16 protein-coding genes are annotated in these 17,323 nt (G+C 73.1%); 6 read left to right on the top strand and 10 right to left on the bottom strand.

Going from position 1 to position 17,323, the window contains the following annotated elements; genetic code table 11:
• Position 1: 1 nt before the first annotated feature.
• Positions 2-1,015 (top strand): CbbX protein, encoded by a 1,014-nt coding sequence (gene cbbX / locus AB7F12_RS27410; RefSeq protein ID WP_428500404.1) that lies wholly within the window; start codon positions 2-4, stop codon positions 1,013-1,015.
• A 36-nt stretch (positions 1,016-1,051) separates the two neighbouring features.
• On the top strand, positions 1,052-1,948 hold the full coding sequence (locus AB7F12_RS27405) for a LysR family transcriptional regulator (RefSeq protein ID WP_428500403.1): 897 nt from the start codon (positions 1,052-1,054) through the stop codon (positions 1,946-1,948).
• Positions 1,949-2,372: 424 nt separating this feature from the next.
• Here AB7F12_RS27405 and AB7F12_RS27400 read toward each other — a convergent pair whose 3' ends face one another.
• From AB7F12_RS27400 to AB7F12_RS27380, 5 genes are all read right to left on the bottom strand, one after another.
• On the bottom strand, positions 2,373-3,158 hold the full coding sequence (locus AB7F12_RS27400) for an ABC transporter permease (RefSeq protein ID WP_428500402.1): 786 nt from the start codon (positions 3,156-3,158) through the stop codon (positions 2,373-2,375).
• Positions 3,159-3,178: 20 nt separating this feature from the next.
• Positions 3,179-4,360, bottom strand: coding sequence for an ABC transporter substrate-binding protein (locus AB7F12_RS27395; protein WP_428500401.1), 1,182 nt, complete (start codon positions 4,358-4,360; stop codon positions 3,179-3,181).
• Positions 4,360-5,109: an ABC transporter ATP-binding protein gene (locus tag AB7F12_RS27390; RefSeq protein ID WP_428500400.1), complete on the bottom strand. Its 750-nt coding sequence runs from the start codon at positions 5,107-5,109 to the stop codon at positions 4,360-4,362. Before AB7F12_RS27390 ends, AB7F12_RS27395 begins: the two co-directional genes overlap by 1 nt.
• The gene (locus AB7F12_RS27385) at positions 5,085-6,128 is read right to left on the bottom strand and encodes a hypothetical protein (protein ID WP_428500399.1); all 1,044 of its coding nucleotides are present in this window, start codon (positions 6,126-6,128) and stop codon (positions 5,085-5,087) included. Before AB7F12_RS27385 ends, AB7F12_RS27390 begins: the two co-directional genes overlap by 25 nt.
• Before the next feature lie 73 nt (positions 6,129-6,201).
• Positions 6,202-6,744, bottom strand: a complete 543-nt coding sequence (locus AB7F12_RS27380; protein ID WP_428500398.1) for a DUF4242 domain-containing protein — start codon at positions 6,742-6,744, stop codon at positions 6,202-6,204.
• A gap of 329 nt (positions 6,745-7,073) precedes the next feature.
• Between AB7F12_RS27380 and AB7F12_RS27375 the strand changes: the two genes are divergently transcribed.
• Positions 7,074-7,691, top strand: a complete 618-nt coding sequence (locus AB7F12_RS27375; RefSeq protein ID WP_428500397.1) for a TetR/AcrR family transcriptional regulator — start codon at positions 7,074-7,076, stop codon at positions 7,689-7,691.
• Positions 7,692-7,777: 86 nt separating this feature from the next.
• Here AB7F12_RS27375 and AB7F12_RS27370 read toward each other — a convergent pair whose 3' ends face one another.
• Positions 7,778-7,954 (bottom strand): hypothetical protein, encoded by a 177-nt coding sequence (locus tag AB7F12_RS27370; protein ID WP_428500396.1) that lies wholly within the window; start codon positions 7,952-7,954, stop codon positions 7,778-7,780.
• Positions 7,955-8,184: 230 nt separating this feature from the next.
• Between AB7F12_RS27370 and AB7F12_RS27365 the strand changes: the two genes are divergently transcribed.
• The gene (locus AB7F12_RS27365) at positions 8,185-9,594 is read left to right on the top strand and encodes a DUF1116 domain-containing protein (protein ID WP_428500395.1); all 1,410 of its coding nucleotides are present in this window, start codon (positions 8,185-8,187) and stop codon (positions 9,592-9,594) included.
• A gap of 185 nt (positions 9,595-9,779) precedes the next feature.
• Positions 9,780-10,238 (top strand): nitrile hydratase accessory protein, encoded by a 459-nt coding sequence (locus tag AB7F12_RS27360; protein WP_428500394.1) that lies wholly within the window; start codon positions 9,780-9,782, stop codon positions 10,236-10,238.
• A 39-nt stretch (positions 10,239-10,277) separates the two neighbouring features.
• Here AB7F12_RS27360 and AB7F12_RS27355 read toward each other — a convergent pair whose 3' ends face one another.
• The 4 genes from AB7F12_RS27355 to AB7F12_RS27340 all read right to left on the bottom strand — a co-directional run bounded on the left by AB7F12_RS27355 (position 10,278) and on the right by AB7F12_RS27340 (position 14,663).
• Positions 10,278-10,664: a VOC family protein gene (locus AB7F12_RS27355; RefSeq protein WP_428500393.1), complete on the bottom strand. Its 387-nt coding sequence runs from the start codon at positions 10,662-10,664 to the stop codon at positions 10,278-10,280.
• Between the two features lie 246 nt (positions 10,665-10,910).
• On the bottom strand, positions 10,911-12,074 hold the full coding sequence (locus AB7F12_RS27350) for an MSMEG_0565 family glycosyltransferase (protein WP_428500392.1): 1,164 nt from the start codon (positions 12,072-12,074) through the stop codon (positions 10,911-10,913).
• 73 nt (positions 12,075-12,147) lie between these two features.
• Complete coding sequence (locus AB7F12_RS27345) at positions 12,148-13,689, bottom strand: protein FdrA (protein ID WP_428500391.1); 1,542 nt, start codon at positions 13,687-13,689, stop codon at positions 12,148-12,150.
• Positions 13,686-14,663: a carbamate kinase gene (locus AB7F12_RS27340; RefSeq protein ID WP_428500390.1), complete on the bottom strand. Its 978-nt coding sequence runs from the start codon at positions 14,661-14,663 to the stop codon at positions 13,686-13,688. The genes AB7F12_RS27345 and AB7F12_RS27340 overlap by 4 nt, the downstream gene beginning before the upstream one ends.
• 127 nt (positions 14,664-14,790) lie before the next feature.
• Here AB7F12_RS27340 and AB7F12_RS27335 point away from each other — a divergent pair.
• The coding region (locus tag AB7F12_RS27335) for an AAA family ATPase (RefSeq protein WP_428500389.1) at positions 14,791-17,323 on the top strand (2,533 nt) is incomplete at its 3' end.

Genomic DNA, 17,323 nt, shown 5'->3' with positions numbered 1-17,323 from the left:
CATGAGCTCCGGAACCGCCTTCGGATTCAAGCCGGGTTCGGTCTCCGGGCCCCAGCTCGAGGCCGACCCGTCCGACGAGCCCGAGGTCGAGTACCTCCCCGCGGACACCGTGGTCGACCTGGCCGCGCTCCGTGCCGAGTCGGGGATCGACGAGGTCCTCGCCAAGCTCGATCAGGAGCTCGTCGGGCTGGCACCGGTGAAGACACGCATCGCGGAGATCGCCGCGCTGCTGCTGGTCGACCGCACCCGGGCGAAGTTCGGCATCACCGCCCCGCAGCCGACCCTGCACATGAGCTTCACCGGCAACCCCGGCACCGGCAAGACCACCGTCGCGATGCGGATGGCCGACCTGCTCCACCGGCTCGGCTATCTGCGTCGCGGCAACCTGGTCGCGGTCACCCGTGACGACCTGGTGGGCGAGTACGTCGGCCACACCGCTCCGAAGACCAAAGAGGTCATCAAGCGGGCCATGGGCGGCGTGCTGTTCATCGACGAGGCCTACTACCTCTACAAGGTCGAGAACGAGCGCGACTACGGCGGCGAGTCCATCGAGATCCTCCTGCAGGTCATGGAGAACAACCGCGACGACCTCGTGGTGATCCTGGCCGGCTACCAGGACCGGATGGACACGTTCTTCGCCGCCAACCCGGGCATGCAGTCCCGGGTGGCGCACCACGTCACGTTCCCGGACTACACGGTCCCGGAGCTGGAGCAGATCGGTGTCCTGATGACCAGGGACATTGGCTACACCTTCTCCGACGAGGCACAGGACGTACTCAAGCGCTACCTGGAACGGCGTGTCGGTCAGCCCTGGTTCGCCAACGCCCGCAGTGTGCGTAACGCTGTGGAGCGAGCACGTCTGCGGCAGGCCAAGCGCCTGCTGGAGACCGGCGACGCCAAGGTCGACCTCGCGGCCCTCACCACCATCGAGGCGGCGGACCTGCTCGCGAGCCGGGTCTTCGACTCCGCCCCGGACGAGGTGCTGACGGCCGAGGAGTACAACGTCAGGGGCTGATCCCCCTGCGCCCACACCGATTGCCATGATGACTCGGTGACGACGAACGCACGCCTCCGTGCCCTGGTGGAGCTGGCTGCAACCGGCTCCGTCCGGGCCGCGGCACAGCGCCTCGTCGTCACCGAGTCATCGGTGTCCTCGGCCATCTCCGCGCTCGCCGCCGAGATCGGCGTCCCCCTCGTCGACCGTGACGGGCGCGGCGTCCGGCTCACCCCTGCGGGCGAGCGCTACGCCGACTACGCCCGCCGCATCCTGGGCCTGCACGCCGAGGCCCTCAGCGCCGCCCGCGGCGAGGCCGATCCCGAACACGGCACCATCCGCCTCGCGGCGGTGACCACCGCGGGCGAGCACATGCTCCCGGACCTGCTGACGTCGTTCCGCAGCCGCTACCCGCACATCGCGCTCGGCCTCGAGGTCGGCCCGCGCGGGGTGGTGTGGCCGATGCTCGCCGCGCACGAGGTCGACCTCGTCGTCGCCGGCCGCCCGCCCGACGGGCTCGACGCCCTGGTCCGCGCGGTCAGCCCCAACACCCTCGTCGTCGTCGGCCCGCCCGATCTCCGCGACGACTTCGATCCCGGCCACACCACGTGGCTGCAGCGCGAGACCGGCTCCGGCATCCGCGCCACCGCCGTGTCGCTGCTCGACACCCTCGACGTCGCTCCCCCGCAGCTGTCGCTGGGCTCGCACGGCGCCGTCGTCGCCGGGGCCGTCGCCGGGCTCGGGGTGACGTTGGTGTCGCGACAGTCGGTCCGCCGCCATCTGGAGTCGGGCGCGCTCGTCGAGCTGCGGGTGCCGGGGACACCGATGCAGCGGGCGTGGCACGTCGTCAGCCAGCCGACGGCCACCGCTGCGACGAACCTGCTGGTCCGCCACCTGCTGACCCATCGCGAGCTGGGCTGGCGGCCCGCGAACCGCCCGGCGGGTGACGACTGACCGACGCGGCGCGCGCCGGCGACGGCCGCCGCACGAGGCCGGCGGCGGCCCGGACGAGGTCGGCGTCGGCGAGCCGCCCGTCCGCATCGCGGACGCGGTGTGCGGGGAGGTTGACGCTGCCCGGGACGTGGCCCGGCCTGGGGTACCGGGTGGGCTCGACACCGGCGAACCGACCCTCCCCGAGCGCGCACACCAGCGTGCCCGGTCCCCCGTCGACGACGGCCCCCACGTCGTCGATCGTCGCCCAGCCGTGGGCGGTGCCGGGCAGTGCGAGCGGGGCGGCCGGCTCGGCGACGGGCTCGGCGGGACCGCTCACGACCTCGTAGCCGGCCGCGCGCCACGCCGCCGGCCCGCCGTCGAGCGAACGACCCGGTCGCGCAACCGAGTTGCGCGACCGGGCCGTTCGTCCGGTTCTCGGAGCGCGCTACACCGCCTGGCGGTTGCCCGTGCCCAGGGCGCGGCGGGCCAGGGCGTCGAGGATCGAGCCCAGCAGGCCGATCACCAGGATCACGGCCATGACCTTGTCGTAGGCCAGCTGGTCGCGGGAGTTGAGGATCTCGTAGCCCAGCCCCGACGTGACACCCAGCATCTCCGCCGGGACGAGCACGACCCAGCCGATGCCCAGCGCCAGCCGCAGACCGGTGAGGACGTGCGGCCGGATGGCCGGCAGCACGACCGACACCAGCGTCTCCGCCGGTGTCGCCCCCAGGGAGCGGGCGGCGAGTAGGAAACCCTGGTCGATCGAGCGCACACCCGCGGCGGTGTTGAGCACGATCGGCCACACCGCGGCCGCCGCGACCAGGAAGAACACCGGGCGGTCGCCGATGCCGAACAGACCGATCGCGACGGGCGCCCACGACAGCGGCGACACCATGCGCAGGAACTGGAACACCGGCCGCGACGCCGTCTCCAGGCTCTGCCACGTCCCGATCGCCAGGCCCGTCACGACGCCGAGGACGACGGCGATCAGCAGCCCGACGAGCAGCCGCCACAGGCTCGTCCAGATGTCGGGCAGGAGCACGCCCTGCGCGGCGAGGGCGCCGATCGCGGGGATCGCGTGCTGGGGCGCGAAGTCCTGCAGCATCGACGTCGGCGACGCCAGGACCGTCGTGATCAGCCACCAGATCGCGACGGCGACGACGACCGCGACGAGCTGCAGCCCGAGCCTGGACGCCCACGAGCGCTGCGGCTTCCGGGGGGAGGTGGTCACTGGGGAGATCGTCTCGGCGGTCATGCCAGGACATCCTGTTCGGTGCGGGTCAGCGAGTCGGGCAGCCCGAAGGCGGCGGGTCCGCCGAGGGTGGTGATGCTCCTGCGGACGAACCGGTCGTCGACGAGGTCGCGGTGCACGGTCGCCGGGTCGAGCCGGTCGACGAAGCTCGCGTCGCCGTCCACGACGGTGCCGCGCATCGCCTCGACGAGGGCCGTCGTGTAGCCGGGGAACGGGTAGGGCGTGTAGCCGATCCGCTCGCCGTGCCACTGCGGGCGGGTGAGGACGGAGGTGTAGTCGCCCTCCGCCCGGGTGAGCGTCTTGGTGATCGCGGGCAGCGGCTGGGGCATGTACCTGTTGCCGCTCAACAGCTTCGCCGCGTCGGGGCGGTTGCCTTCGATCCACTGCTGCGCACCGGCGACGCCGTCGGTCAGGGCCTGCACGGTCTGCGGCGAGCTGTCGATCAGGTCCTGGCGCACCATGACGACGCAGCAGGCGTTGTCGCGCCAGGCGTCGCCGGTGAACCACAGCACCTTGCCGACCTTCTTGACCTCGGCGACCGCGTTGAACGGGTCGGCGACGATGTAGCCGGAGATGGTGCCGGTGTCGAGCGCGGGGACCATGTCGGCCGGCGCCATGACGACGAGCTGGACGGTGCCGTCGGACGCCGACGGTGTCGTCCGCACCACCGGGGTCAGCCCGGCCGCGCGCAGCTTGCGCTGCAGCAGGATGTTGTGGATCGACCACCAGAACGGGATCGCCACCGACGTCCCGGCGAGCTGGCGGACGTCGTCGATCTCCGGGCGGACGGTCAGCGCCGAGCCGTTGGTGTGGTTCCACGCGACCATGCGGACCTGCGCGCCGAGCTGGTAGCGCAGCTGCAGCGCGAACGGCATGAGCAGGTGGACGACGTCGACCTCGCCGGCGACGAACGCCTGCGCCAGCGACTCCCAGCCGCGGAACAGCACCGGCCGCGGGATCTCGACGCCGGCCTGCGCGTAGCGGTTCTGGCCGTGCGCGACGAGCAGCGGGGCGGCGTCGGTGATCGGCAGGTAGCCGATGCGCGGCGCGGTGCCCTTCTTGGCGGTGGGCCGTGAGGCCGTCGCCAGGTCGGCGATACCGGCGACGCCACCCACCGCCGCCGCGGCGGCGCCGAGCGCGATGCCGCCGCGGAGCAGGGTGCGGCGGTCGAACCCGGCCATCAGGAGGCGGCCGCAGCACCCAGCTGGGAGCGGTAACCCGCCAGCAGGGTCGCCCGCAGGGGATGGTCGGCGAGGTCGTCGTGGCCGGCCGGGGCGTCGCTGTGCCAGTGCCCGGCGGCGCGGCCGGAGCCGTCGAGCAGCGTCACCTCGGTGGCGAGGTAGAGCGCCTCGTCGACGTCGTGGGTGACCATGACGAGCGTGAGCCCCAGCGCGGCCGCCGCGTCGCGCAGCCACACCTGGAGGCTGCGGCGGGTGGCCGGGTCGAGGGCGGAGAACGGCTCGTCGAGCAGCAGGATGTCGGGTCGCACGGCGACGACGCGCGCGATCGAGACGCGCTGTGCCTGCCCGCCGGACAGCGCCGACGGCAGCGAGTCGGCCTGGGCGCGCAGGCCGAACAGGTCGATGAGCTCCTCGACGTGCGCGGCGTCGAACCGGGCCTTGTTGGCGCGGTAGCGGCCGCCGAGCGCGATGTTGTCGCGCACCGTCAGCCAGGGCAGCAACAGCGGCTGCTGGAACACGGTGCCGACGACGGCGCCCCGGCCGTCACCGGCATCGGGCCTGGTCAACGAGCCCGCGTCGAGCTCCTCGAGCCCGGCGAGGACGCGCAGCAGCGTCGACTTCCCGCTGCCGGAGTGGCCGAGCACGACGAGGCGGGAGTCCCGCTCGACGTCGAGGTCGACGCCGGCGAGCACGGCGTTGCTGCCGTACTGCTTGGTGGCGCCGGTCAGGCGTAGCGCGACAGTTCCCACCGGAGCTGTCCTTCCGTCGGTGACTGGATGGGGAGGAATGCCGCCTCGCGCAGCCGGCGGCTCACGTCGCTGGTCGCGACGTACCCGGCGCCACCACGTGTGGTGGCCTCCAGGCGGGTCGCGTCGCCGGCCACGGCGGAGGCGTCGAGGCGCAGCCGGAGCAGGTCGGCGGGGCCGGGCTCGTGGGGCGCGGACGCCCAGGCGTGCAGCCGGGTGCGCACCGACCCGACACGGGCGCACACGTCGTCGATGTCGGGGCGGAGCTCGGCGTTGAGCCCGGTGCAGTGTTGTTCGGCGCCGGTGGCGGCGCGTGCGGCCAGGCCGGCGCAGAACGCCGTCTGGGTGAGCAGGAACGCGGGCCGGACGGCCTGCACGAACCCGGTGAGGTCGTCGGTGAGGACGTCGGGGGCCGGGACGTGCACGCCGTCGAGCGCCACCGACGACGACGCGGTGCCGTCGAGCGCCAGCAGTTTCGGCGAGGTCCGGACGGTCACGCCGTCGGCCGAGAGCCGGAAGCGGACGATCGCCCGGCTGTCGTCCTCCTCGAACCGCACGGGTGACACCACCAGGGCGTCGGGGAACAGGTTGGAGGCCCAGCGGATGGGGCCGTCGAGGCGGACGCCGCCGCCGGGCAGCCGGGTGCCGAGGACCGGCACCGGTTCGATCCCGGCGACGTCGCGCAGCGCCGGTGCCATCGCCGTGACGCCGACCGTCTCCCCGCGGCGGAGCGGGTCGACGACGGTGTCGTCGGCGCCGCCGCGGCCGAGGTAGTCGATCACCATGCCTTGGGCCCACAGCGAGAACCCGGAGCTCATGCACTCGGCGGCGATGGCCTCGATCAGCGCGACGCGCCATCCGAGCTCGCCGTCGAGGAACCCGCGCCCGCCCAGCCAGCGCAGTCCGTCGCGCAGGTCGCCCCGGCCCTGGTCGATGTCCTTCGCGCACTCGCGGAACCGGTCGGTCACCTCCGCGGGGACGGGAGGGGCGACCGCGTCGAGCACGACCTGCGCCGGGCTCATCGCATTCCCTGGCCGGGCGAGGGCTGCGTCGCGCGTGGGCGACGCCGGGCCGATGGTGGGGTCGGCTGCTCGCTCACGCGTCGTCCGCGGCGAGCTGGTGGAGCCGGTTGATCGGGGTGTCGACGACCTCGCGGGCCTTGACCACGCCCGCCTCGTCGTCGGCGTCGTAGAAGCACAGGCACTTGGTCATGTCCTCGCGCACGTAGGTGCGCAGGAAGCTGACCTCGGGGACGTTGGCGTAGAGCGGGGCCTTGGCCTTCTTGCGGGCGAGGTAGGTGTCCATGTCGAGGCCGTCGGGGAAGTCCCATTCGACGAGGTAGCCGGCGGTGGGCTTCGCCGCCTTGATCTGCGCGAGCTCGGCGCCGACGAGGCGGACCTCGTCCGGGCCGACGACCTCGGCGGCGCTCGCGAGGTGGGCCGCGGCGAAGGCGTCGCCCAGGGTCGCGGCCGAGTCGGCCTCGACGACGGCGAACACGCGGTCGTGCGCTCCGGTCACCTGGGACTCGATGAACTCGGCGCCGGCGGTGGCGGCGGCCTTGTCCACCTCCTCCAGGACGGCGGATGCGCCGGCACGGTCGGCCGTGGCGGGCACGAGCTCGAACAGGAACAGGGACATGAGAACTCCTTCTGGGAACGCCAGGACTGGGCCGGGCACGGACCTGACCCCGCTCGCCGGGTGCGGAACCCGGACGATCGGAGCTCGTGCGATGTGATGTCCGGCCGGACGCGACGGTGGACGGCGCGTGGGGCTACAGCGGACGGAAGGCCCTCGACGGGGCGGCGGGGCGACTCAGCGGACCCGCGGGTGAGCACCCGGACAGGCCGCGGCAACGACCCGGAGGAGGTCGATGTGGCGGCGCTGTACCAGCAGCACGGGGCTCATCACTTTCGAGCGTAACAGACAGAACGATCGGTCTGTAGAGACTTCCGGATTATGCTGGGCCGGTGCGCGGAACCCCCCGCAGGCCGCTGCCGGCCGAACGACTGCTCGACGCCGCTGCCGACCTCTTCGACCGCGAAGGGATCCGTGCCGTCGGCGTCGACAGGCTCGTCGCCGAGGCCGACGTCGCCCGGGCCAGCCTCTACCAGAACTTCGGCTCCAAGGACGCCCTCGTCCTCGCCTGGCTGACCCGTCGTGACGAGCTCGACCGCGCGGCCTACGACCGCGCGCTGCGCGAGGCGGCCCGCGACGCCGCCGCGCCCACCGATCCCGCGACCCGCGTCCGAACGTTCTTCGACCTGGCGGCGACGTCACTGCGGCGCAGGCAGTTCCGCGGCTGCCTGTACGTCAACGCGCTCACCGAGTTCCCCGACGACGACCACTCCGTCCACGTGCTCGTGACCCGGCACCGGCGGTGGATGCGCGACGAGATCGCCGACGCCGCCGCGATGGCGGGCGCCGCGGACCCGGCGACGCTCGCGGCGTCGATCCAGCTGATCTACGACGGCGGTCTCGTCGGCGCCAAGACGGACAGGTCCGAGGAGCCGGTCCGGCTCGCCGAACGGCTGGCGGCCGACCTGCTCGCCGCAGCGGCGAGCACCGCGGCGACCGCACCGGCCTGACATCGCCGATGCCCGGACCGGCGGTGGCGCGGTCCGGGCGGCCCGACGGCGCACCGCCCCCGCCCGCCGTGACCCGGTCGGGCTCCCTACCGGGAGCGATAGCCCCGGGAGCGGAGGAACTTCGCGCGGGCGCGTTTCCAGCGTCGCGGCGTGGAGAGCCGCTCCATGGCCTCGGTGTACTCGACGTACTCGGCGTCGGCCTGGTCCTGGTCGAACCGGCGCCGCACCGCGGCGCGCTCCTGCGCGGTGAACGCGGGCCTCATCGCGCGTCGCCCACCACGGGCGGGGAGATCCACGAACCGTCCACAGCGCTCATGCCGATGTCCCTCCGTCGATGGTTCACGTGATGGAACTCACTCCCGGGCCGGGCGAACACCCCGATCCGGGGGGAGGACAGGGGGATGCCCTCGAGCGGCTGTCTCCTATAGTGTGTCCCCGTCTACTTTGATGAAGTACCGATTCACTGGCCGACCCCCCGAGGAGGAACCTCCCGATGACGACACCGCTGGCACTGCCTGACGAGGTCCAGGTGGTCAACGTCGGGCTGCCGATGTTCGCCGATGCGGTGCGTGCGCAGGGTCGCCCCGTCCAGCACGTCGACTGGCGCATCCCCGCCGACGGAGATCTCGACTCCGTCCGCGCTCTCAGCAACCTCTACGGCGACGCGGGTGCCGCGATCGACGAGGCGAACACCGAGGTCGTCCGCCGTCTCAACGAGGGCGTACCGCAGCTCGTCGACGTGTCGACCTTCGGCGAGGCCGTCCCCGGCGTCGAGGGCCGCATGATCCTGCACTGCGGCCCGGTGCTCCCCTACGCCGAGCACACCGACCCGCTGCAGCGCTCGATGCGCGCCGCCGTGGTCGCCGAGGGCTGGGCCGCCGACGTGACCGAGGCCGAGAAGCTGCTGCGGAGCGGCGAGGTCACCCTCGACGCCGCGAACCACCACGACGCCGTCGTTCCGATGGCGAGTGCGATCGGCCCGTCACAGCCGGCGCTGGTCGTCGAGAACCGCGAGGGCGGCACGCGCGCCTTCTCGTCGCTGAACCAGGGTCCCGGCGAGGTGGCGTGGTTCGGTCGCGACACCGACGCGGCGATCGCCCGGCTGAAGTTCCTGGCCGAGACGGCCGGTCCGTCGGTCAAGCAGATCCTGGCCGAGACCGGGCAGCTCGACATCCTTGCGATCGCCTCCCAGGGCATCACCATGGGCGACGACCTGCACATGCGTACCCAGGCAGCCACGAACCTGCTCACCCGCACGTGGCTCGCCCCGATCGCCGCGCTGCCCGACGCCGCTCGCGTCCCGTTCGCGCAGTACCTGTCGGGCAACCACCTGTTCTTCCTGAACTTCGCGATGGCGGCCGCCAAGTCGTTGCAGCTGTGGGCGCACCAGGTCGAGGGCTCCTCGATCGTCACGCACATGGCGCGCAACGGCACGACGTTCGGCATCAAGCTCGCCAACGACGACGCCTGGTACATCACCGACGCCCCGCCCGTGGGCGACGCGATGTACTACTCGGGCTACGGCCCCGACACCGCCGCCAAGGACATCGGTGACAGCGCCGTCCTGGAGCTGACCGGCATGGGTGGTCCCGCCGCGGGCAACTCGGCCGCGGTCGCGGCGTTCCTCGGCGGTGCGATGTCCGACGCCGCCGCGGCGACGGAGTCGTTCCAGGCCATCTGCGCCGGCGCCAGCACCCGCTTCACGCTGCCGGCCATGGGCTTCATCGGCGCCCCGCTGGGTGTCGACGTCCGCAAGGTCGTGGAGACCGGCATCACCCCCAAGGTGACCACCGGCATCCTGCACGCCAGCTCGGGGATCGGGCAGGTCGGCGCGGGTGTCGCCACCGCTCCGGTCTCCTGTTTCGCCGACGCCCTCAAGGCGCTCGCAGCTCGGGTGGCCTGACCATCCACCCTTCCCGGCCCGGCCGTCCGCCGGCCCGGCCACGGCAACGGCGGTCCCCCTCGGGGGGCCGCCGTTGTCGGTTTTGCGGGTGGGGTGTTCCCCGCCTCTCCCCGTCTCCGGGCCACACGATCATGCCTTCGTCCACTATCGTAAATGACGAACAGCATCGTGTACGAGGAGCGGACATGAGAAGCGTTGCCGACAGCGGTCGGGCCACCGGCCCGGGGAGCAGCTCGCCGCCCCGCGACACCACGGACGGCGTCACCCACATCGTCCGGCAGGGGATCGCGACGAGCGCCGCCCCCTCGCTGCTCGTCCTCGACACCGACCAGGCCTCGGCCCTGCCCAGGGCCGACGACGAGCTCGTGTTCGCCGAGCCGTGGGAGGCCCGCGCGTTCGGGATGGCGATCTCGCTGCACGACGCCGGGCTCTTCGCGTGGCCGCAGTTCCAGGCCGCGCTGATCGCCCGTATCGCCGCGTGGGAGAACCACCATCCCGAGGGCGAGTGCTACTCGTACTACGCGCAGTGGCTCGGCGCGCTCGAGGACGTCCTCGCCGGTGACGGCACCGTGTTCACCGACGAGGTCGTCCAACGGGCCGCAGAGCTCGCGATCCGCCACTCGGGGCGCGACCACACGCGCTGACGGCCCACGGGTGGCCGCGTGGCCGGCCGGGCCCGCCGGTCACAGGTACGGCGCGGTGATGATCTCGATGAAGTGCCCCGCCGGGTCCCGGAAGTAGACGCCGCGGCCACCGTGCTCGGTGTTGGTCTCACCGCGACGCTGCATCTGCGGGTCGGCCCAGTGCTCGATCCCGCGCTCGCACAACCGGCCGTAGGCGCGGTCGAAGAGCGCGTCGTCGACGAGGAACGCGTAGTGCTGGTTCTGGATCTCGGGGAACGCCTCGACCGGCAGGTCGGCGAACTGGATCAGGACCCCGCCCGCGAGCTGGAGGTTCGTGAACGGCCCCCACGACGGGACCGCGGCGGCCTCGATGATGTCGACGAAGAAGCGGGCCGACTCCGCGCGGTCGCGGGCGGCGATGATCGTGTGGTTGAAGGCGGCTGGCACTGCGGTCCTCCCGGTCGGTGCAGGAAACGCCGGAGAGGAGCGCCCGGGCCGGCTGCACACACGAGGGCCGGCGCGCACACGGGACGAGGACTGCGCCGCTGGGCCTGCGGGGTGCTCGACGACGGCGGTGCCGCGTCGGCCGGTACAGCCGCTCCTTCCCGGTAGGCCCATCTGGGGCGCACCCCGACCCTAACGCAGAACGGCCGCATCCCGGGAGAGGGATGCGGCCGCTCGGGCGACTCGGGTTCAGGCGGTGCCCCGCCGGATCTCGTCGTAGATCTCGCGGTGCTTGCGGGCGCTCGCCTCCCAGCTGAACTGCGGCAGGATCGCGTCGCCGCCGGCGCGGAGCCGGTCGCGCAGCGCGGTGTCGCGGACCATGGTGCGCATCGCCTGGGCGAGCCCGTCGGCGTCCTCGACGGGCGGCAGCAGTGCCGACACCCCGTCCTCCAGGTACTCGTGGAAGACGTCGAGGTCGCTGGCGATCACGGGCAGCCCGGCGGCCATCGCCTCGAAGACGACGAGCCCCCAGCCCTCCTTGACCGACGGGAAGCTCAGCGCGTCCGCCGCGTGGTACCAGCCCGCGAGGTCGGCCTCGCTGACCGTCCCCAGCAGGTGGACGTCGCGGCCCAGCTCCAGACCCAGCTCCGCGAGCTCCGCGATCGCCGCGTCCCGGTACGGCGTGTAGTCCTGGAACGAGTGGCCGCCCACGACGGCCAGCGTCGCGTCGATGCCCTCGCGCTTGAGCTGCGCGAGCGCCCGGAACGCGTACACGGTGCCCTTGCGGGGCTCCACACCGCCGACGGCGAGGAAGACGAACCGGCCCTCGCCCGCGCCGATGCGCGCGCGCAGCTCCTCGATCTTGCCGTCCTCGGGCTTGGCGAACCGGCCGAGGTCGACACCGTTGGGCACGATGTCGGCGTCGCGGCCGTAGTCGTCGCTCATGATGCGCCGCCACTGCTCGCTGACCACGAGGATGCGGTCGGGCTCGACGATCGCCTGCTTCGAGCAGTTGATCAGGGCGGGCGTCGTGAAGTCGTCGACGTGGTGCACGGTGCGCACGACGGTGATCGGGGCCCCCGCGTCGCGGACCCGGGCGGCGGCCCGGGCGGCGATGCAGTCCTGCGCGTGCATGATGTCGTACTCGCCCGCGAGCTCGGCGAGTCCGGCCTCGAGCATGTCGATCGACGCGAACACCTTCTCGTCCAACGTCTCGCCCGGGTTCCTGGGCTGCTGCAGGACGGTGTTGGGGACGTCGGTGTGCCGGAACAGGCCCACCTCCGGGTCGCCGAGGGTGAGCAGGTGCACCGGCACACCCTGCCGGTGCAGCTCCTCGGCCAGGCTCAGGGTGTGGACCAGCCCTCCCCGCGGCTTGGTCGAGTGCGAGACGAGTGCCAGCCCACGCCCACTCAACGCATGCCCTCGCTCACGCTCGGGCGGCGCTTCGCGCACCCGCTGTGTCGACGGTCCGCCCGCTGCCGCTCCCTCACAGCGAGATCGCCGCGATCTCGGGCTTGCGGCTGGCGATGGCGGCGGCGGCGAGGGCGGCCCGCTGCGCGGTCTGCGTGACGAGCACGCCGGCCTCCTCGAACGCCTTCTTCTGCGCGTCGTAGCCCTGCGGGTCCTGCTGGGTGCCGAGGACGTAGACGATGACCTGGGGGCCACCGGCGTCGCGGATCTCCTTGAAGACCGGGCCGAGCTCCCCGGCCGGGTTCTCGTGGGAGCCGTAGCCGAGCACGACGTCCATGAGGATCGCGGCGACCTTCGGGTCGGCGGCCTGCTCGCGCAGGAGCTCGATCCGGGCCTCCGGGTCGATCATCGGGTGCGGACGGCCCTTCGTGTACTCCTCCTCGCCCAGGTCGAGCGAGGTGTGCGCGCCCTCCGGGGCGGGCAGGCCCAGCGACTTGTCGAGCGGGGTGTTGGAGTAGACGTCGCCCAGGGTCTCCCCGAGCACGACGAGCGACTCGTAGCAGAGGGTGCCGCCGGAGTAGAGGCCGCGCACGAGCGTGCGCTCGGCGGGCAGTGTCTCGGCGATGGCGCGGACCTGCTCGACGAGACCCTCGGTGACGTCGGGCGGGGTCTGGCCGGCCAGCTTGGCGGCGGCGATGGCGCCGGCCTCCAGCGTCCGGGTGACGATGACGCCCTCGGGGGCCTCGAAGTCCTTGTCGATACCGATCAGCGCGGCGACGACCTTCTTGCCCTTGGCCGCGGCGAGGACCTCGTGCGCGACCTGCGGGTTCGGCGGCTTCGAGACCAGGAAGATGATCTCGGTGGCGTCGTCGGCGACGAGGCGGCCCATGGCCTGCTTGGCGGTGAGGCCACCGATCTTCGCGGTGAGGTCGCGGCCGCCGAGGCCGATGACGTGCGAGACGCCCGCGCCCCAGCGGTCGACCAGGCCGGCCGCCTCCTGCGCGCCGGTACCGGCGGCGGCGACGACGGCGATGCTGCCTTCCTTGACGACGTTCGCGAACGCCAGGCAGGTGTGGCCCAGCATCGCGGTGCCGGCGCCGGGGCCCATGATGAGCCGCCCGATCCGGTTACCGCGCTCCTTGAGCGCGATCTCGTCCTCGACGGACACGTTGTCGCTGAAGAGGAGCACGTCAAGGCCCGCGGACAGCGCCTTGTGCGCCTCGAGGGTCGCGTAGTCGCCGGGGACGGAGATGACGGCGACGTTGGTGTCGGGCTGGCGCGCGATGGCCTGCGCCATGGTGCGGGCGGGCTTCTCGGCGGCCTCGCCGGAGGCGTTGGTGCGCGGCGCGAACATCGCGGACTCGCCGGCCTCACGGGCGGCCTCGGCGAGCTCGTCGGAGTCGGCGTTCACGGCGACGAAGAGGTCGTTCGCGCCCGCGTTCCCGATCTCGGAGGTGTCGAAGCCCTCGGCGGCCAGCGTCTCGACGTTGGCGGGGGTGGCCATCGCGGCCGAGGCCCAGACGACGCCGTCGAGACCGCGCATCGCTCGGGTGCCGGAGAGCTGTACCACCGAGTCCACGTAGGTGTCGGTGTACAGCGTGATGCGATGGATGCTCACGGAGCGGCTCCCAGGTGCTGATCGGCGGCAACGATTCGAGTGCCCGGCTCGGCGTCGTCGCCTGCTCCGGGGTTCAACGACGCGACGGCGCGGGCGGCGTTGGTGACGACCGCCGTGGCTCCGCCCTCGCGGACGAACTGGATGGCGGCCCGCATCTTCGGGCCCATGCTTCCCTCGGGGAACTGGCCGTCGTCGGCATGGCCCTGCGCCTCGTCGGCGGTGATCTCGCCGATCGCGCGCTGGGTGTCCTTGCCGAAGTCGAGCATGACCGCGGGGACGTCGGTGACGAGCACGAGCGCCTCGGCCCCGAGCGCGTTGGCCAGCCGCTGCGCGGCCGAGTCCTTGTCGATGACGGCGTCGATGCCCTGCAGCGACCCGCCCTCCTCGACGACGGGGATTCCGCCGCCGCCCGCGGCGACGACGATCAGGCCCTGGTCGATGAGGCCGCGGATCGCGTCGAGCTCGACGATCTCGACCGGTTTGGGCGAGGGGACCAGGCGGCGGTAGCCGCGACCGGCGTCCTCGCCGACGACCCAGCCCTGCTCGGAGACGAGCCGGGCGGCTTCCTGCACCGTGTAGAACGGCCCGATCGGTTTGGTGGGCAGCCCGAACGCCGGATCGTCCTTGCGGACGACGACGTGGGTGACGACGGTGACGACGCCCGGTAGGTCGACGCCACCGGCCTCGCGCACGGCGAGCGCGAGCAGCGAGCCGAGCTGGCCCTCCGTCATCGCGCCGAGTACGTGCAGCGGCATCTCGGGGACCTGGTCGGATGCGGCACGCTGCTGGATGGCGAGGTTCCCGACCTGCGGACCGTTGCCGTGCACGAGCACGACGTTCCAGCCCGACTCGCGCAGACCACGGATCGCGGACGCCATGGCCCGCGCGTTCTCCATCTGTTCTGAGTGCGTGCCGTGCTGTCCGCTGCGGGTGATGGCGTTGCCACCCAGCGCAACGACTGCGGTCTTGGACATCGGGACGAGTGTCTTTCCGTCGGCGGTCCCGTCGCGCGGGGCCGGCTTTCATCATCGGAGGTGCGCGCCCACTATAGTAGACGCCGCCTGGCCTCGTCACTCCCCACGACCCGGGTAGAGTCCGCGCGTGCCCCGGGCCCACCTGCGGTTGCGCCTGCTCGGTCCGTTCACCGTAGAGGGCGGATCGTCAGACATCGTGCCCGTCGGCAAGGCACGCCGCGTCCTCGTGGTCCTCGCGGAGCGCCCGGGCGAGTTCGTCTCCGTCGGCGACCTCGTCGATGCGGTCTGGGAAGACACTGCGCCGCAACGGGCCGACCGCAACATCGCCGCCCTCGTCAGCAGGCTCCGCCGGGTGCTGGGGCGGGAACGCATCGACGGCTCACCGGCCGGTTACCGACTCGTCGCCGACGACGTGTCCACCGACCTCGCCGAGGCGATCGAGCACGTCGAGCGGGCCGAGCTCGAGTTCGGTCACGGCCGCTTCGCCGTCGCCGCCACCAGCGCCGAGCTGGCCACCGGGATGCTCGCCGCCGACGTCGCACTGTCGGGCGAACAGCCCGACCGCTGGGTGTCCGACGTCCGGCTGCGCGTCGCGCGCTACCGGCGCCGGGCGCGGATCTGCTGGGCCGCAGCCGCTCTGGAGCTCGGAACCCCGGACGTCGCCGTCGACGTCGCCTCCGCCGCCCTCGACCAGGACCCGCTCGACGAGGAGGCCTGCCGGCTCGTCATGACGGGTCTGGTCCGCGCAGGCCGCCCCGCCGACGCGCTCGCCTCCTACGAGGCCCTCGAGGCGGCGGTGTCCGAGCAGCTGGGCTGCGACCCCTCCCCCGCCACCCGCGCCCTGCTCGACGCGCTGCGCGACACCACCCCGGCAGCCGAGGAGCCCGCCGCCGAACCCGAACCGATCGTCGGTCGCGACACCCAGCTCGACACGCTGCGCACGCAGTGGGCCCGGTCCGTCGAAGGGCGTCCAGGCCTGGTCGTCGTCACCGGCGACGGCGGCGTCGGGCGCACCGCGCTCGTCGAACGCTTCGCCGACGAACAGCGCCGCGACGGGGCACTCGTGTTGTCGGTGGTCTGCCACGAGGCCGAGCGGTCGCTGTACCTCGAACCGCTCGTGCAGCTGGTGCGCGCGGCGCTGCGCCGCGTCGACCCCGCCGACGTCCTGACCCTCGCGGGCGCCCGGCTCGGGGCGCTCGCGCAGCTGGTCCCCGAGGTCGGCGACATCGTCGCCGCCACCGACTACGAGCGCGCCGATCCCGAGCTCGAACACGGACGCGCCCTCGACGCGTTCGCCGGCTTCCTCGCCCGGCTCTCCGCCACCCGGCCGGTGCTGGTCACGATCGAGGACGCCCACCACGCCGGCCGTTCGACGGTCGGGGCCCTGCTGTTCGCGATGCGCGAGTGGGCCGCCGACGCAGGCGCCCGCCCGGTGCTCGTCGTCGTCACCGAGCGCGGCGTGGGGACCACGACGGCACCGCTGCGCGAGGTGGCCACCGGGTGGATCGAGCTGGGCCCGCTCGACGTCGACGCCGTCGCCGAGCTGGTCCGCCGCGCCGGGACCGACCACGACCCCGCCCGGCTGCACTCCTGGGCCGACGGGTCACCGCTGTTCGTCGCCGAGCTGCTGCGCTCCCCCGGCTCGGCCCGTGCCGGCCAGGAGCCGGTGCCGGTGCCACGGTCGCTGCGCGACATCGTCGCCGACCGGATCGACGCCGCCGACGAGGAGATCGCCGAGCTGCTGGGGCAGGCGGCCGTGCTCGGGGCCGCGTTCACCCTCGACGCGCTCGCGCAGCTCACCGGGACGGGGCCGGGTACGTGCGCGGCGCGGGCGGCGGAGGCGGTGCGGATCGGGCTGCTGCGCCCCCTGCCGGACGGCATGCGGTTCGTCAACGACGTCGTCCGCCAGATCGCCTACGAGGCCACCCCGATGCCCGTGCGGATCAGCCGGCACCGGCGCGCGGCGCGGCTGTTCGACGCCCGGCCCGAGTCGGCGGCACGGCACTTCGCGGCCGCGGGCGACTGGTCGTCGGCGGCGCGGGCGTGGACCGACGCCGCCGAGGCCGCGGCCCGCGTGTTCGCCAACTCCGAGGCGGTCGAGCTGCTGTCCAAGGCCGTCGGCGCGGCCCGCAGCGCGGGCGACGTCACGCAGCTGGTGCACACGCTCGTGCGGCGGGGCCGGGCGTGTTCGCAGATCGGGCGCTACGACGACGCGGTCGCCGACCACGAGCAGGCGCTGGAACTGGCGCGCGGACGCGACGATCCCGAGCTGGAGGCCCTGGCGCTGGAGCAGCTGGGCTGGACGGCGCTCTACGCCCGGGACGCGATGGCCGCGGTCGACCTCGCCGAGCAGGCCACGGAGGTCGCCGAGAGCGCTGCCGCGGCGCCCGGGGCGCTCCCGAGCGCGACGCTGCTGGTGGGCCGGGTGCGGCACTGGGACGGGGACTACGAGGGTGCGGGCCGGGCCTACGAGCAGGTCCTCGACTGCACCCCCGACGACTCGACCCGCGCGATGGCACTGGCGTACCGCGGTGCGCTGCTCCAGCACCTCGACCGCTTCACCGAGGCCAAGACCGTCCTCGCCCGCGCCGCCGCCCTCTGCCGCCGCACCGGCGAGTTCCGCCCCCTGCTCCAGACCCTCTTCTTCACCGCCCTCGCCC

The sequence above is a fragment of the Pseudonocardia sp. genome (assembly GCF_050250275.1).
Taxonomy (GTDB): Bacteria; Actinomycetota; Actinomycetes; order Mycobacteriales; family Pseudonocardiaceae; genus Pseudonocardia.
The sequence above is the reverse complement of the archived record's forward strand: the minus strand, read 5'-3'. Positions and strand labels throughout refer to the sequence as shown.

Coding starts and splice junctions, on each gene's coding strand:
- cbbX (WP_428500404.1), top strand. CDS start 2: ATGAGCTCCGGAACCGCCTTCGGATTCAAGCCGGGTTCGGTCTCCGGG.
- AB7F12_RS27395 (WP_428500401.1), bottom strand. CDS start 4,360: ATGGCCGGGTTCGACCGCCGCACCCTGCTCCGCGGCGGCATCGCGCTC.
- AB7F12_RS27385 (WP_428500399.1), bottom strand. CDS start 6,128: ATGAGCCCGGCGCAGGTCGTGCTCGACGCGGTCGCCCCTCCCGTCCCC.
- AB7F12_RS27380 (WP_428500398.1), bottom strand. CDS start 6,744: ATGTCCCTGTTCCTGTTCGAGCTCGTGCCCGCCACGGCCGACCGTGCC.
- AB7F12_RS27370 (WP_428500396.1), bottom strand. CDS start 7,954: ATGAGGCCCGCGTTCACCGCGCAGGAGCGCGCCGCGGTGCGGCGCCGG.
- AB7F12_RS27365 (WP_428500395.1), top strand. CDS start 8,185: ATGACGACACCGCTGGCACTGCCTGACGAGGTCCAGGTGGTCAACGTC.
- AB7F12_RS27360 (WP_428500394.1), top strand. CDS start 9,780: ATGAGAAGCGTTGCCGACAGCGGTCGGGCCACCGGCCCGGGGAGCAGC.
- AB7F12_RS27340 (WP_428500390.1), bottom strand. CDS start 14,663: ATGTCCAAGACCGCAGTCGTTGCGCTGGGTGGCAACGCCATCACCCGC.